Raw genomic sequence first — 15,830 nt, 5'->3', positions numbered from 1 at the left:
GATGCGCTCGGTCACCGTTGCGCATTACGCCGTTCTCCTGAAATGATCATCACGCATTTAGGTTTGGGTAGCCTAATTTCCGAGAGGGAAGGGTCGGGATGCAACCCGTGACGATCGGTTCCGAGATTCGACCGATGGAGTTCGAATGGTGAATCTGTCCGCCTTCCGTGCCGATGGACGGCAGCTCACGGCGTTGGCGGCGCCGATTGCACTGACACAGTTGGCACAGATTGCCGTGTCGACCACGAATATCGCGTTGATGGGCACTCTCGGTGTGCGCGCGGTCGCGGCGGGTGGACTCGCGATGGTGCTGTTCAACCAGATTCGCACCATGTGCGTCGGCCTGATCACCGGGACCGGCAATCAGATCGCGGGCTCGGTGAGTGCGGCCGATAAGCGTGGTGAGTCCGCGGATCGGGAGGTGCGCGACATCGTGCGGTCGAGTTTTCTGATCGCCACCGTCGCCGGAATCATCGGCGGTGGGGTGCTGGTCGGACTCGGCTGGGCGCTGCAATGGCTCGGTCAGGACGCCGGGGTGCTGGCCGATGCGCGACCGCTGATGATCGCACTCGCGCCGGGACTGCTGCCGTGCCTGTGGTTTCAGGTGCTGCGCCAGTACACCGTCGGCATGCAACGCCCACAGGCGCTGCTCTTGGTCACCCTCGGTTCGGTGGCGCTGAATCTGGTACTGGCCCTTGCCTTCATCCACGGCTGGGCCGGACTGCCCGCGCTGGGACTTACCGGCGTCGGCATCGCGACCTCACTGGTCTTCCTGATCACCTTCGGCAGCTTCCTGGCGATGGTGCGCGCCGATACCGAACTCGGCGCCACCCTGCCGCTGCGCCCATGGCCGGTGCACACGCCGACCATCCGGGCCGAATTGAAGCTCGGTGCGCCGATCGCGCTCACCTACGGTTCGGAGGCGGGCATGTTCTCCGTGCTAGCCCTGGTGATGGGCAGTATCGGACCGGCCGCGCTGGCCGCGCACAATGTCGTCTACCAGATCATCTACATCGTCTTCCAGATCGCGATCGGCCTGTCCCACGGCGCGTCCATCCTGGTCAGCCATGCCGTCGCCCGCGACGAATTCGGCCACGCCCGCGCACTGGCCTGGCTGGCGCTGCAACATGCGGGCATTGTCGCCGCGGTCACCGGCGTGGTCTATATCGTCGCGCCGAGGCTCGTGCTGAGCCCCTTCCTCGAACCCGGTGACACCGCGACGATCGAATTGGCCCGCTCGCTGCTGCTCATCGGCATCGTGCTCCAGTTCTTCGATGCCGCACAGAACATCGGCACCGGTCTGCTGCGCGGCCTGAAGGAGACGAAGGCGGGCTTCCGCCTGTCCCTGGTCGGCTACTGGCTCGTCGGCCTGCCCACCGCCCTCCTGCTCGCCTTCCCCGTCGGCCTCGGGGCCGCTGGCGTGTGGTGGGGCCTGACCGCGGGCCTGGCCACTACCGCCGCCCTCATGCTCCGCCGCTACTTCACCCTGCTCGACACCGCCGAACAGGCCAGCCACCCACTCCCCCAATCCCTGCCCACTCCCACATGATCGCCCCGACGAAATCCGCACCCGGGATCAGCGCCACCGAGGGTGCGGATACCGACAAGGGTGCGACTCTCGACCACCCAGCAGCCGGCTCGCCATCGCGCACACTCACGATCGTGCGAGATGCTGCACTTTCGCGGAGTTCGCACCGCTTGCAGCGGCATCGAAGCGGTGCGAACCCCGACAGCAGGGGCAGCCGCAGGGCTTTCGGACGGGCGGCCGAAAGTGTTGTGCAGCAACCTGATAGCGTGCCGGAATGCGGCAGAGCCTGGCATTGAGTTGTGAGCGGGTCTCCGCTGAACTGCTGGACCATTTCGACGGCGTCGGCATGGTGCGCGGCGAGTACGTATTCCGCGCCGCCGGGAAATACCCAACGCCCGAATCCGTTTCGGGTTATCTGGTGCCCTATCTGCGCCATATCGCCAAACGTGCGACCGGAACCATCTGGTATCGCACCATGGAAGCCGATACCGCCGAATGCAACATCCTCGACGGCGTCGAAGAGATCATCATCGAGCCGAACAAACTCCTCGGCCTGCGCGGCATTCGCCGGGGCCGCCGCTTTCCCGAGGCATTCATCGCGGAACTCGAGGGCATCGCACAGGTGCGCGACGAGGGCGCGGATATCGGCGTGCTGTTCCCCTTCGTCACCTATGTCGACGAATTGCAGTGGGCCATTGAGCAAACCCGGGCCGTAATCGGCGAGTGCCCGATGGCCACCATGATCGAGATCCCGTCGCTGCTGCTCGAGGTCGATCGTGTCGTCACCACCGGGGTGTCACGAGTGGTGATCGGCTGCAACGATCTGTCCTCGCTGCTACTCGGCCAAGACCGCGCCACACTGCGACCGGTGCGCCCCGTTCCGCCGCTGCTGCGCGCGATCGAACGCGTCACCATGGTGGCCGCGGCCGCGGGCGTGCAGACCGCGGTGGCGGGCTATCTGCATCCGGACCTGGTCGCGGCCTGTGCGAACCTCGGCGTCGATGAATGCGTACTGCACTATTCCGACCTCCCCGAAGTACTGGGTGACCAGTTCGCGGAGCTGCCGGATCTGGATGTGCTGCAAGCGATCAAGCGCAAGACCCGTGCCGCCATCGCAGTGTTCGAGGCCGAGCGGGCGGCCAGTTCCGATCCCGACCACCCGCAGGCCTTTCAGACGTTGACGCCGTAATCGCGGGCGATACCCGCGAGTCCGGAGGCATATCCCTGACCGATGGCGCGGAACTTCCACTCGTTGCCGTACCGGTACAACTCCCCGAACACCATGGCGGTCTCGGTGGACGCATCCTCGGTGAGGTCATACCGGGCCAGCTCGGCGCCCGTGGTCGCGTCCACCACGCGGATGTAGGCATTGCGGATCTGGCCGAACGACTGTCCCCGCGCATCGGCGTCGTGGATGGAGACCGGAAAGAAGATATTGGTGATCGTCGGCGGCGTCGCCGCCAGGTCGACATTGATCACCTCGTCATCGCCTTCGCCCTCACCGGTGAGATTGTCACCGGTGTGCTCGATCGTGCCCTCGGGCGAACGCAGATTGTTGTAGAACACGAAATGCTGATCGGAAAGCACCCGCTGATTCGGCCCGGTGGCGAGCGCACTCGCATCGAGGTCGTAGTCGGCCCCGGTGGTCGTTCGCACATCCCAGCCCAGCCCCACCGCTACCTTGGTGAGGTTGGCCGCCTGCTTCGACAGCGAGACATTTCCGCCTTTGGCCAATGTGACGCTCATGATCCCCTTCCATTCGACGCGTTCGCGCCGCCTTTCATCTGCCCGATTATTACTCTGTCCCGGACGTGTTGCGCCGGTTCAGTTCTGGCAGGCCGACCCTTTCGAGCGACCTGCAAGCGGTCGCCAGCAGCCTGGTCGAACGACCTACGAGCGACCACCAGTGACACCTTTCGAGCGACCCGCGAGCAAGTCGCTAGTCGGCCCACGCGCGCAGCGTCTGCACGCGCCCTTCGAGCGCATGCAGTTCGCTCGCATCGAGCACGGTGCGCTCGATACCGTTCACAACCGCGAATGCCGACTGCCGGTGATCGTCGATCACCTCGACATCGATCTGTACCGCCACATAGTCTGTCGCGCCGGGCATTTCCTCGGCGATGACCTTCGCCCGACCTCGCGCGCACAGCGCGACATTGCCGCCGCCGAGAATCAGCAGGGCGACATCGGGCTGCTCCCGCAACCGGGCCAGCGAACCGCGATCGAATTTGAGGCTGATCAGAATGCGCCGGTCGCCCGCGCGCACCGGCCAGGAGACCGGAATCGCATGCGGCGCTGGATCGGTGGTGACCAGCACCGCGATCGTCTCCTGGGGCCATTCCGGGAGCACGTCCAGTTCGGGATGATCGGTCGAGTGGTCTTGACGTTGCACAGGGCTGGCTCCGGCTGCCATCTTCGTCACCTCATGGATCGATGCAACGCGGCGGGCTGTGCCGCGTCGCTTGCAAGTCTAAGGCGCTGTGTCCCTTGTCCGCTGGCGCTGCGACCTTTGTCCGAAGTGCTCTCAGGCACCTCTCAGGACGCCAGTGCAGCGGGGCTGGGGATGGGCAGCGCCTTGGCCCAGTCGCGGACCATATCCTGGACGCGAATCTCCGATGACGCGTCATGTCGACCGTGCGCGCCGATCTGAGCTGCTCCGCGAGCCGCGAGCAGTTCGGCGGCGATCTCACCACCGCGATTGAAGGTGTCACCGTAGACCGAGTCGCCGAGGCCGAAGACCGCGAAGTTCAGTCCCGTAAGGTCCGGCTTGCGGGCTTCGAGTGCATCGAAGAAGGGTTCGGCGCCGGTCGGCAATTCGCCGTCGCCATAGGTCGAGCAGATGACGACATGAAAGTCACCGGCGTCCAGCTCGTCGATATCGAAGTCGGTCATATCGTGGACCGACACGTCATAGGTGGCCGCCAGCTCATCCGCCACACACTCCGCAGCAGCCTCGGCCGTGCCCATCTCCGAACCGAACAGAATGACTACCCGCACTTTCTGACTCCTTTCAACGGAAAGTCGAGTAAGGCAAGGCTACCTTAATCTTCGCTCGATTAGTCAGTCTCCGGAATGTCTTCGGCATCAACGCCCTGGCGGTCACGCCAATAGGCAAGGTTGCGCTTGGCGATGACGATGTTGGGATGATCGTTCTCGAGCACACGTGTTTGATCAGGAATCAGTTGCTCGAGTCTCAGCGTGGCCGCCGCGATGTCTCCAGCACGGCCGTACAGGTTGGCGAGAGCATGCCTAGTAACCAGCGTTTCGGGGTTCTCCGGCCCAAGTACAAGAGTCTCGTTCACCAACACCTGTTCGAGCTCAGCCAACGCCTCGTCCACGTGACCATCTTGGCTACGTCTGTACGCGAGATTGCGTCGCACTCGCAGTGTTTCCGGGTTGTCGGGCCCGAGAACTCGAATGTCATCGACGAGCAACTCCTCGAGATCGGCCACCGCGCTGGCTGCATCACCAGACTGCCCGCGCCAGTGTGCGAGATTTCGTCGCGTGTTCAGCGTTTCCGGGTTGTCCAGTCCGAGAACTCGTCGACGGTCGACGAGGATCTCCTCGAATTCGTTTACAGCTCGTGCCGCATCACCGAATGCGAGAGCACGCCAGAGCGCTAAGCCATTTCTAGTTGTCAACGTCTCCGGATGGTCTGCGCCGAGCAGTCGCGTGCGATCGGCAAGCAGCTCCTCGAGGTCGGAGACTGCCGCTGCCGCGTCTCCACCGACACCTCGCCATAGCGCCAGGCATCCACGGATTATCAGCGTACGGAAATGGCTGGGGCCCAATAAGCGGAGTTGATCAGCGAGAAGGCGCTGATACTCGATTGTCGCCGCACTGGGATAACCGGCCATCCCACGCCACCAGGCAAGGTTGTGCCGGGTTCGCAACGTATTCGGGTGCTCGGGCCCCAGGATCCGTACTTGGTCGGTGAGCAAGTCTTCAAGATCTGAAACTGCTTGTGCGGTCTTACCGATCCGCCCGCGCCAGAAGCCGAGATTGTGACGAGTCCGAAGCGTGTTGGGGTCCTCGGGCCCGAGTACGGGCAGCTGATCAGCGAGAAGCTGCTCGAACTCGACGACCGCACTCGCAGGAGCTCCATCCATACCCCGCCACCACGCCAGAAAATTACGAGTCGTGAAGGTATCGCGGTCATCGCCGCCCAGGCAGCGTGCCTGATCAGCCGCCAACGCTTCGAATTCTTGTATGGCAGTGCCGGTTTCACCGCTCTCACTACGCCAGAAAGCGATATTGTGACGGACCGCAAGGGTGACGCGATGGTTCGGGCCGAGCACTTCGGTAAAAGCCGGCAACCAGGATAACCACAAGTCCCTGGTATCGGCCGCTCGATCACTGGCCGCGCTCTGCAGATATGCGAAAGCGGCTTCCGGCCTCCCACAAGCGAGATAGTGGCGCGCAGCAGATCCGCGCGCGTACTCGATCGTAAGTTCATCACCGGCAACCTCGATCGCCGACACAATCGCCCTGTGCGCCTGCACCGGATCGCATCGAATCTGGTCGAGTGCCTCCATGATCGGGTCGAGCAAAGCTTGGTGAGCGATACCAACTAGTTCCTTCGATACACCGGGGCTGGATCGTCCGATCAGCGCGCCGAAAATCACCGTATAGTCGCGAATTCTCGAACCACTCAATACGACGCCTTGATGTTCCAGTGCCGCGCGCAATAAACTCAATGGCAGCTTGGCACCGATACCTGCTGCGACAATCGTATCCAGTACAGCCGTCGCGTGACTTCGATCTCCCGTGGCGAGTGGGTCCAGAGCTTTAGCCACTCTCCGCTGGACCAGATCGGCGAGATTAATGTCTGCCAATCCAAGGCGGCTGGGTCCGCTCGCAGCTGATTCACCCAGCTCATTCAGCAGACGGGCCAGTAGCCAACCCCCGGCCGGCGCCTGAAGAAATTCGTCGATCCATTCCGGCCCGGAAGGACCCGCATCATGCCGCTCGTTCATTGTGGCCTCGAATATTTCATGCACGCTGGGCGCACGTAGCTTGATCAGATGCGCATGACCGATCACAGATTCCGCCTCGATGCCGACCCCCTCTCGAAATCCTAGGATTACTCTTACATGAGCAAGCCCCGCGTGACCTGTAAGCCCGGAAATGGCGGCCATAATAAGACTTCTATTTCCAGATTCCGGCTGATCGAGCCCATCGATGACAATATTGATACGACGACCGGGCTTTACCATTCGAGCAAGCGGAAGCAATACGGATATTTCGAAGATATTGAACTGCACATCTCCTTTGGCAGCCAACTCCCGTTGGACCGCCCGGGCGGCGTCTTGATAGTCAGTAAGCCGACGACTCAGCTGCTCCGCCAACTCTTCAGCAACCGATCCCAGAGAACTGGCAATATCAAGAAAGATGGCCGCCGTTACATACCTCGGCGATAAGTCGTCCAGCGTATCGGTAAGTGCCGGTCGGATCAGTATCGATAGCAGTGTCGACTTACCAGCACCGGCAGGCCCCGTGACCGCGCGCAGCCGGAATCCACCAGTGACCGCCACCTCGGCGAGCTGTTCGCGAAGGGTATCGGTAAATACCAACCCACGGGTCAGCTGATCAACAAGCCCGGCCGCCGGTCGACCGGTAACCGCATCATCTCGACGAGCAGCATTCGATACCAGCCAGAGCCCGGGATCACCGCCGTAAGCGAGGCTGAGATGCTGCGGCACCTGGCGACGACAGCTTTTCGCTATCGCCATCCGCATATCCGACAACAGCAGATTTTCACCGCTCTGCGGTAAGCCATTGTCGAAAGTTGAAATGAGGGTGCGGGTAAAACATCCACCATACGCCGGGCCGGGCCCGGTAGCGACCAGCAGTTCCATTCGCTGGGCTGCGACTTCAACTTTGTCGGTCCAGCGATGTGCCGCGCCGATTACACCATCCTCGGTTTCACATGCATCCACCATTATGATGATGCCATCCAATGCGGATTCATCCATCCGCTCCCGAATTTCCTGTACCAGATGAAATGCAGTACGGGAAGTCGGTTTCACCGGCGAATCACGAACCATCAGATAATAGTCAGCGGCACCAGTCGCCATACCATGTCCGACAAAGCTGATCAATAAAGTTGCCTGCATACGCGATGCCGCATCGAATGCCTCATCTACGGAGGAAACCAGCTCAGCCACAGTCGGATCCGTTAATGGTCCATCACGCATTGTCGCAGGCCGCCATCCGCCACGGTCACGTAAACCGCGATACAGCGAATCCGCAAGTTCCCCGGCAAAACCGAGGGGCGGCAGGGCGCTACATTCTGAGCCGATAACCAAGGCCAAACGGTTTTCCAGTTTGGGGGAATATACGATATCAGACATTAGGATCCCACCACTACATCAAGACCAGAGTCACAAATCCTCAGAATTCCAAGGCTCCCGCTATCAGCCGCAAGACATCTGCAGCATTGGATGCGGTGACCGCTAGCAACTCGGCCTTATCGGAGGTCGAGATCTCAACGGTGGCATACATAGCAGCCCCTCACTCCCCTGGTTTGCCGGACGTCATACCATCTTGCCAGCCGCGCAGGGCCGCTCGATAGAGCGAGCACATCGAAAACTCGCCGCCCACAATGTATTTGCCTATCATCGGCTCCCGAACGCCCACTAGCATCCAGGCCATCTCGTCAAAGACGACATGCAGGTCGCCGCGGGGCCGACATGCCTCAGCCTCAACCCGTGCCGAGGGCGTCGGCGGTGCGGAGGGCGTCGAGGACCATTGGGGCGTCGACGGTGAAGGGCTCGTTGTGGATGGTTTCGCCGGGGGCGATGGCGCGTTCGGCGATCGCGGTCAGGGTCCGGGGATCGGCGTCGGCCAGGCCGAGTGCAGCGAAGGTGGTCGGTAGGCCGACCGTTGTGCAGAAGTCGAGAACCGTTGAAATCTCTTCGGCGGGTGCACCTTCCAGCACCAGTTGGGTGAGTACGCCGAAGGCGACCTTTTCGCCGTGTAGGTAGGGGTGAGTCTGTGGGGCGGCGGTGAGGCCATTGTGGATGGCGTGGGCGGCGGCGAGGCCGGAGGATTCGAAGCCGAGGCCGGAGAGCAGGGTATTCGCCTCGACTATGCGCTCCAGTGCCGGAGTGACGGTGTGATTGCGGACCGCGGTCAGGGCTTGGAAACCGTCGGCGAGCAAGGTGCGGTAGCAGAGTTCGGCCAATGCGGTCGCGCTGCGGGTAGAGGCACCGCCGCGCATATTCCGCACCCGTGCGGCACTGCAGGTCCGCGCCTCGAACCAGGTCGCCAGCGCATCACCCATCCCCGCGGTGAGCAGCCGGGCCGGAGCCTGCGCGATGGCGGAGGTATCCACCAGCACCATCGCCGGATTCCGCCGCACCAACTGATAAGCCTCGAATTCCCCACTGTCGGTATAGATCACCGACAGCGCACTGCACGGCGCATCACTCGACGCCGCCGTCGGACAACTGATCATCGGCAGATCCAGATCATCGGCCACCGCCCGCGCCGTATCGAGCACCTTGCCGCCACCCGCCCCCAACACCACGGTGCTCCCACTCTCCTGCACCGCCGCGGTCACCCGCGCGATCTCCGCCCGACTGCACTCACCCCCGGACCGATGCACCGAGTACTCGATCTTCGCCTCGGTAAGCGACTCCTGCCACGCATCGGCCAACAGCCGATACGCACTACCCCCGGCCACAATCGTCACCGGCCCCCCGATCCCCAACCTCGTCATCTCCGCCCCGAGCGCCGCAGTAGCATCCCGTCCCTGCACGTAATGACCCGGCGAAGAAAACACACTCAGCATCTGGCCCACCTCCCGATCCGGGGCACCGTCGATAGCGCCGAATCGCCCGCACACCACCGCTGCCCGACAGCCGCTCGTATGGGCAACGCTACGCGCACGACATCCGCTCAGGCCTCGGTTGAGCCATGAAGCATCGACACGGTTGGACCGGGCTGGCCGCGGTCGTTGGACTTCATGGACGGACGAAGTGACCGAGGATTCGGAGCTGGCTCCGGTGTCGACCGACCTGCCCAACCTTCCGATCACTCCGACAAGCTGCCGCGCCGACGATCTCTGGGTGCTGGCGGCACACTCGAGGCCGAGCCTGACTCAGCCGAGCGCATAAGCCCCGCCTACCGCGGCCAGTAGTCGCGCCAGTCGTCGTCGGACAGCGGGGCACGTTCACCCCGCGCGGCCTCGGCCGCATCTTCCGCCGCGCGGATTTCGGAGGCGAAGGTCAGGGTTGCCTTGCGGAGGCGTTCCTCGGCGCTGTCGGCGCCGCCGAGATGGATGACGCGCAGTTCCCTAGGGATGAGGTCTTCGGGGAGGCCTGCCTTGAGGCTGCGGGAGCGGATTTTTTCGGCAAGGGCGAGCGCGGGTTGGGCCATGGCTATGCCGTCGAGGCAGGAGCGGCGGGACTTTTCGGCGGATTTGCGCTCTTCCCAGGCCTTTTCCTGGGCGGCGATCTTTTCGGCGACGGTCGCCGTTGGATCGATGGGCTCGTCGACCAGGTGGGGGCTGCGGTTGACGAGTTTGGCGACAAGTGCGGCGGCGACATCGTCGACGGTGAATTCGCCTGCGGCCTGGGCGATTCGGGAGTGGAACAAGACCTGCAGTAGCAGATCGCCGAGTTCTTCCTTGATGGTTTCGGCGTCGTTGTGCTGGATGGCGTCGAGGAGTTCGTAGGTTTCCTCGAGCAGGTAGGGGCGCAGGGAATCGTGGGTTTGGGTTACCTCCCAACCGCCGAACTTCCACAAGCGATCCATGACCTCGACGGCTCCGGCCAGACCGGCCGCCACCACAGCGGCATCGGTGCGGCCGGATTCATCGGAGGCCGATCCGGTGCCCAGATCGCCGTCATCCATTTGTCCCGAGTCGGCGGAACCATTGCCGTTAACTGCCTCGGGCTCCCGGTGATCAATACCGTTCGCCTTGCCCGCCGCCGCGGCCGCATGTCGAGCGGCACGCAGCACGGCCTCCTCACGATCCGAACTCATCGAGCCGCGACCTCGGTGGCAACCCGAAGATCGACGAATCCCTTCGGCTTTCCGTCCAACTGGAGCAGCAGGTCGGCCACGAATTGCAGCAGCACCAGATCGCGGACCCGGTCCGCACCGACACTGTCCTCGACCCGGGGCAGCGGCAGTTGCACGACACCACTGGCGGCGCGATAGCCCGCACTGGGGTACAGACGCTTCAAACGCATCTGCTTGGAATCGGGCAGACTCAGCGGCGAAACCTTCAAGGTGGTTCCGGTGACCGCAATTTCGGTGACCTCGTACTCGCGCGCGAGCAGCCGCAGCTTGGCCACCGAGACCAGCCTGCCGACCTCGACCGGCAGCGGGCCGTAGCGGTCGACGAGCTCCTCGACAACCGACTCCAGCGCCGGATGATCCTGTGCGGCAGCCAGTTTCCGGTAGGCCTCCAGCCGGAGCCGGTCACTGGTGATGTAGTCGGGCGGAATATGCGCGTCCACCGGGAGGTCGATGCGAACCTCCTTGACCTCCTCGGTGAGGATCGGCTTGCCGTCGGCGGCGGCGCGATACGCCTCGACCGCCTCACCGACCAGTCGCACATACAGATCGAATCCGACACCGGCCACGTGACCGGACTGTTCGGCGCCGAGCACATTTCCGGCACCGCGAATTTCGAGGTCCTTCATGGCAACGGCCATACCCGCACCAAGATCGGAGTTCTGGGAGATGGTGGCGAGCCGGTCGTAGGCCATCTCGGTGAGCGGCTTCTCCGGCGGGTAGAGGAAATACGCGTACCCGCGCTCCCGGCTGCGGCCGACCCGACCGCGCAACTGGTGCAGCTGCGAAAGACCGAGGGCGTCGGCACGTTCCACGATCAAGGTATTCGCATTCGAGATATCGAGACCGGTTTCGATAATGGTCGTACAGACCAGCACATCGAATTCACGCTGCCAAAACCCTTGCACTGTTTGCTCTAGCATGTCCTCGTTCATCTGACCGTGCGCGACTACCACCCGCGCTTCGGGCACCAGATCCCGAATTCGCTTGGCCGCCTTGTCGATCGAAGAGACCCGATTGTGCACATAGAAGACCTGACCGTCCCGCAGCAGTTCACGCCGGATGGCCGCGGTGACCTGCTTATCGTTATAGCCGCCGACGTAGGTGAGCACCGGATGGCGTTCCTCCGGCGGGGTGAGAATGGTCGACATCTCGCGGATGCCAGCCAGACTCATCTCCAGGGTGCGCGGAATCGGGGTGGCCGACATGGTCAGCACATCCACATGGGTGCGCAGCGCCTTGATGTGCTCCTTGTGCTCGACACCGAAGCGCTGTTCCTCATCGACGACGACCAGGCCGAGATCCTTCCACCGCACGCCGGTCTGCAGCAGGCGGTGCGTGCCGACCACGATATCGACGGAGCCGTCCGCCATCCCCTCCAGCACCGCGCGGGATTCGCCCGGATCGGTGAAACGCGACAGTCCCTTCACCGTCACCGGGAATCCCCCGACGCGTTCGGTGAACGTCTGCAGATGCTGTTGCGCCAGTAGGGTTGTCGGCACCAGCACGACGACCTGCTTACCGTCCTGCACCGCCTTGAACGCGGCGCGCACGGCGATTTCGGTCTTGCCGTAGCCGACATCACCGCAGACCACGCGGTCCATCGGGACCGGCTTCTCCATATCCGATTTCACCTCGGCGATGGCGGTCATCTGGTCAACGGTCTCGGTGAACGCGAACGCGTCCTCCATCTCCTTCTGCCACGGACTATCCGGACCGAACGCATGCCCCGGCGCGGCCTGGCGCGCCGCGTACAACTGCACCAGTTCACCGGCGATCTCACGAACCGCCTTGCGCGCCTTGCGTTTGGTATTCGCCCAGTCAGAGCCGCCGAGTTTGGACAGGCTCGGCATCTCGCCGCCGACATAGCGCGAGAGTTGATCGAGCGATTCCATCGGCACGAACAGCCGGTCGCCGGGCTGACCGCGTTTACCGGGCGCGTATTCGATGACGAGGTATTCGCGCCGGGCCCCGCCGACGGTGCGCTCGATCATCTCCACGAACCGGCCGATGCCGTGCTGATCGTGCACGACCATATCGCCCGCGCTCAGCGCCAGCGGGTCGACCTGGTTGCGGCGCTTGGCCGGAAGTCGCTTCCCCTCCGCCGGTGCGGTGACCCGGTTGCCGGTGAGGTCGGATTCGGCGACCACGACCAGCCCGGCGTCGTCGAAGATCAACCCGTCGTGCAGCGAACCACACAGCACACCGACCAGTCCTGGCGTCGGCTCGGCCGCGACCGCCAATGCGGCGGCGGGCACTTCGGCATCGGCGAGCCGTTCCAAAATGCGTTGCGCCGTACCGTGACCCGCAACGACCACCACCGCGCGTCCGCCGGTGAGCACATGCGCACGCAGGGACGCGAAGATCGTCGCCACCAGTTCATCGGAACCGCGCGCCGCCGGACCGGCCAGCACCGGCAACACCACCTCGGCGGGATCGCCGGATGTCAGCGGGCTCAGACTCCACCAGGGCAGGCCGTGCTGGTTTGCGCTGTCATGGATTTCGGGCAGCGCCCGGTAGCCGGAGGCGGCCAGATCGAGCCCGTGCCCGCCGAGCGGGGCCGCACCACCGAATGAAGCGGCGGTCCACGAGGCTTCCAGGAACTCCTCGCCGGTACGCACCAAATCCGCCGCCCGCGTGCGGATCTTCTCCGGATCGCACAGCAGCAGCTGGGTTCCATCCGGCAAAACCTCGGTGAGCAGCCGCAATTCGCCGGGCTGGAGCACCGGAAGCAGAGCCTCCATCCCCTCGACCGGAATCCCCTGGGCCAGCTTCTCCAACATCTCGACCAGCGCGGCGTCGGCGGCATTCGCCACCGCGACCTCGGCGGCGCGCGCGCGAACGGCCGAGGTGAGCAGAAGTTCTCGACACGGCGGTGCCACGACGACGTCCGCCGTCACATCGGTCAGCGACCGCTGGTCGGCGACCGCGAAGGGCCGCAGCTCGGTCACCTCATCACCCCAGAATTCCACGCGCACCGGGTGATCCGCGGTCGGCGGGAAGACGTCGAGGATGCCGCCGCGCACGGCGAACTCACCGCGCTTGCCGACCATATCGACGCGGGTGTAGGCGAATTCGACCAGGCGCATGAGCAATTCGTCGAAATCGAATTCGGCGCCGACGCGCAGCACGATGGGCTCGATATCGCCGAGGCCCGCCGCCATCGGCTGCATCAGGGAACGCACGGTGGTCACCACGACCCGCAACGGCACCGGGAACACCGCGTCCGCCCGCCCGTCGCCCGACCCCCGCCCCTCATCGAATCGCTTCGCGATGCCGTAATCCACCGCAAGCCGCCGCAAAACCTCCAGCCTGCGTCCCACGGTGTCCGCACCCGGCGACAGCCGTTCATGCGGCAGCGTCTCCCAGGACGGGAACTGCGCGACCGCCGCGCCGAGTATCTCTTCGAGTTCGACGGTCAGATCATCGGCCTCGCGCCCGGTCGCGGTCACCACCACCAGCGGCCGCTGCGCCGCGATGGTCGCCGCGACGAACGGTCGCACCGCCGACGGGCCGACCAATTCGACCGGCGACTTGCCGACCAGGTCAGCGACGGTTCGCAAGGCGGAATCGGCCCCGGCCACCGCGGCCAGTCCCGCGAGAGGTGGACGGTGGGTGGGCATCAAACACTCCCTGAGCTCAGGTGGGTTTTCCGGATGGCCAACCGAGTGGTCGAGTTCTGGGCATACCCGACGAGTTACCCATGTGCTCACGAAATCAGTCGGCACCAGACAACCTACCAATGCAGGGTGACACCGTTCTCGGCCTGGACCGGTGCGGACCGACCTACGGGACGTAGCGGCGTAGGCGACGGGCGGCGAATTCGCGGAAGTAAGACAGTTTCTCCGGAGGCACGATCGCGGGCAGCAGGAAGTACCAGGCCCGTTCCATCCGGGTCGCCATCTGATCCATGGAGTCGGTGCCGACCGCCGTAATGTGCACGCCCGCGGTCATCTCCTGGAGCAGCAGGCCGATCACCTCGGCGTCCAGATCGGGCTCTAGATCGCCCTGGGCAATGGCCCGCTCGGCCAGAACTCGGTAGGTATCGCCCCAGGTCTTGGCGATATTGTCACCCTGGGCACCGCGATAGTCGCCGATCTGATGGGTCAGCTTGAGCATCGCGCCGACCATCGGATCGTTCATGGATAGGTCCGCGACGACATAGGTGATCCCGATACATGCCTCGAGTGCCGGCACCCTCGGATCGAAGAAGCCCTGGCAGGAACTGATCAGGCGCTCATTGCCCTGGTCGACCACGGCGCGCGCCAGCTCTTCCTTCGAACCGAAGTGAAAGTACAAGGCGCCCTTGGTCACGTTCGACTGCGCGATGATCTCGCTCAGGCTCGCATTCGCATATCCCAAGCGCAGAAAGACATCGGCAGCACCCGCAAGGACGGAATCGCGGGTGATCTCCGCGCGCGCTTGCCTAGCCATCAGATCCGCCTGTCATCCCTAAAACCAGCCATCCTGAAGTAGACCGACATCCCGAAGTAGACCGACTTACCGCCCGAACAGCACCCAGAGGATGGGTGAACCGTACCACCAGGTGGGCGCCCGCCAGCGAATTCGAGCATTCGGACGGGCACACTGCGCAATTCACTGGCTACCAATGCGGTCAGTCTCCCGTACCGGCGCGCCATTCGGAGCTGAGCTGCGGATCGGCTTCCAAATGACTGAGCCCGTTCCAGCACAGGTTGACCAGGTGTGACGCCACAACCTCTTTCGACGGTTTGCGCTCGTCCAACCACCAGGTCGCGGCGGTCGACACCATGCCGACCAATGCCTGCGCGTACAGACCGGTCAGACTGGTATCGAATCCGCGGCGCTCGAAATCACCGGCGAGGATATGCGCGACCTGATTGGTTGCCTCATTGAGCAGACTCGAGTAGCGACCCTCGGCCGTGGCAGCGGGCTGGTCGCGCACCAGGATTCGGAATCCGTCGGTGCGTTCCTCGATATAGGTCAGCAGCGCGAGCGCGACCTGTTCGAGCCGGATCCGGGACCGATTCTGGGTCAGCGAGGAGGTGATCATATCCAGCAACATCGACATCTCGCGGTCGACGACCACCGCGTAGAGCCCCTCTTTGCCGCCGAAATGTTCGTACACCACAGGTTTGGAGACCTGGGCCCGCTGCGCGATCTCCTCGATCGATGTCGCGTCGTACCCCCGCTCGGCGAACAGTGCACGACCGATCTCGATCAACTGCTGCCGCCGCTGCGTTCCCGTCATCCGCGGTCGGGACACCTTGGGCGGCTCACCCGAAGACACCGTGCT

At 63.7% G+C, this 15,830-nt stretch carries 11 protein-coding genes; 2 read left to right on the top strand and 9 right to left on the bottom strand.

Annotation, left to right across the window (positions count from 1 at the left end; all coding sequences use genetic code 11):
* The first annotated feature begins 145 nt into the window (after positions 1 to 145).
* Entirely contained in the window at positions 146 to 1,549 is a 1,404-nt protein-coding gene (locus ABZ293_RS00985; protein ID WP_355176668.1) for an MATE family efflux transporter, read from the top strand.
* Between the two features lie 253 nt (positions 1,550 to 1,802).
* Complete coding sequence (locus tag ABZ293_RS00980; RefSeq protein WP_355176667.1) at positions 1,803 to 2,717, top strand: putative PEP-binding protein; 915 nt, start codon at positions 1,803 to 1,805, stop codon at positions 2,715 to 2,717.
* Here the strand turns inward: ABZ293_RS00980 and ABZ293_RS00975 are convergent.
* The 9 genes from ABZ293_RS00975 to ABZ293_RS00935 form a co-directional block, all read right to left on the bottom strand.
* Positions 2,699 to 3,274, bottom strand: coding sequence for a TerD family protein (locus tag ABZ293_RS00975; RefSeq protein ID WP_040695304.1), 576 nt, complete (start codon positions 3,272 to 3,274; stop codon positions 2,699 to 2,701). The two genes, ABZ293_RS00980 and ABZ293_RS00975, sit on opposite strands and share 19 nt — an antisense overlap.
* 193 nt (positions 3,275 to 3,467) lie before the next feature.
* Positions 3,468 to 3,941: a hypothetical protein gene (locus ABZ293_RS00970; RefSeq protein WP_355176666.1), complete on the bottom strand. Its 474-nt coding sequence runs from the start codon at positions 3,939 to 3,941 to the stop codon at positions 3,468 to 3,470.
* Positions 3,942 to 4,063: 122 nt separating this feature from the next.
* Positions 4,064 to 4,525, bottom strand: a complete 462-nt coding sequence (locus ABZ293_RS00965) for a flavodoxin domain-containing protein (RefSeq protein ID WP_355176665.1) — start codon at positions 4,523 to 4,525, stop codon at positions 4,064 to 4,066.
* 59 nt (positions 4,526 to 4,584) lie between these two features.
* Positions 4,585 to 7,881, bottom strand: a complete 3,297-nt coding sequence (locus ABZ293_RS00960) for a tetratricopeptide repeat protein (RefSeq protein WP_355176664.1) — start codon at positions 7,879 to 7,881, stop codon at positions 4,585 to 4,587.
* Between the two features lie 350 nt (positions 7,882 to 8,231).
* Positions 8,232 to 9,323: a glycerol dehydrogenase gene (locus ABZ293_RS00955; RefSeq protein WP_355176663.1), complete on the bottom strand. Its 1,092-nt coding sequence runs from the start codon at positions 9,321 to 9,323 to the stop codon at positions 8,232 to 8,234.
* Between the two features lie 332 nt (positions 9,324 to 9,655).
* Entirely contained in the window at positions 9,656 to 10,288 is a 633-nt protein-coding gene (locus tag ABZ293_RS00950; RefSeq protein ID WP_355177112.1) for a MazG family protein, read from the bottom strand.
* Positions 10,289 to 10,515: 227 nt separating this feature from the next.
* Positions 10,516 to 14,178, bottom strand: a complete 3,663-nt coding sequence (gene mfd / locus ABZ293_RS00945) for a transcription-repair coupling factor (protein WP_355176662.1) — start codon at positions 14,176 to 14,178, stop codon at positions 10,516 to 10,518.
* Positions 14,179 to 14,341: 163 nt separating this feature from the next.
* The gene (locus tag ABZ293_RS00940) at positions 14,342 to 14,989 is read right to left on the bottom strand and encodes a TetR/AcrR family transcriptional regulator (RefSeq protein ID WP_355176661.1); all 648 of its coding nucleotides are present in this window, start codon (positions 14,987 to 14,989) and stop codon (positions 14,342 to 14,344) included.
* Between the two features lie 181 nt (positions 14,990 to 15,170).
* On the bottom strand, positions 15,171 to 15,785 hold the full coding sequence (locus ABZ293_RS00935; protein ID WP_354951360.1) for a TetR/AcrR family transcriptional regulator: 615 nt from the start codon (positions 15,783 to 15,785) through the stop codon (positions 15,171 to 15,173).
* Between the last annotated feature and the right edge of the window lie 45 nt (positions 15,786 to 15,830).

The sequence above is a fragment of the Nocardia sp. NPDC005998 genome, from assembly GCF_040614395.1.
Lineage (GTDB): Bacteria > Actinomycetota > Actinomycetes > Mycobacteriales > Mycobacteriaceae > Nocardia.
This window is presented reverse-complemented; position numbering and strand designations above follow the sequence as displayed.

Excerpts from the sequence above, each read along its gene's own strand:
- ABZ293_RS00935 (WP_354951360.1), bottom strand. The coding sequence starts at position 15,785 with ATGACGGGAACGCAGCGGCGGCAGCAGTTGATCGAGATCGGTCGTGCA.
- ABZ293_RS00975 (WP_040695304.1), bottom strand. The coding sequence starts at position 3,274 with ATGAGCGTCACATTGGCCAAAGGCGGAAATGTCTCGCTGTCGAAGCAG.
- mfd (WP_355176662.1), bottom strand. The coding sequence starts at position 14,178 with ATGCCCACCCACCGTCCACCTCTCGCGGGACTGGCCGCGGTGGCCGGG.
- ABZ293_RS00955 (WP_355176663.1), bottom strand. The coding sequence starts at position 9,323 with ATGCTGAGTGTGTTTTCTTCGCCGGGTCATTACGTGCAGGGACGGGAT.
- ABZ293_RS00940 (WP_355176661.1), bottom strand. The coding sequence starts at position 14,989 with ATGGCTAGGCAAGCGCGCGCGGAGATCACCCGCGATTCCGTCCTTGCG.
- ABZ293_RS00960 (WP_355176664.1), bottom strand. The coding sequence starts at position 7,881 with ATGTCTGATATCGTATATTCCCCCAAACTGGAAAACCGTTTGGCCTTG.
- ABZ293_RS00980 (WP_355176667.1), top strand. The coding sequence starts at position 1,803 with ATGCGGCAGAGCCTGGCATTGAGTTGTGAGCGGGTCTCCGCTGAACTG.
- ABZ293_RS00970 (WP_355176666.1), bottom strand. The coding sequence starts at position 3,941 with ATGGCAGCCGGAGCCAGCCCTGTGCAACGTCAAGACCACTCGACCGAT.
- ABZ293_RS00950 (WP_355177112.1), bottom strand. The coding sequence starts at position 10,288 with ATGGATCGCTTGTGGAAGTTCGGCGGTTGGGAGGTAACCCAAACCCAC.
- ABZ293_RS00985 (WP_355176668.1), top strand. The coding sequence starts at position 146 with ATGGTGAATCTGTCCGCCTTCCGTGCCGATGGACGGCAGCTCACGGCG.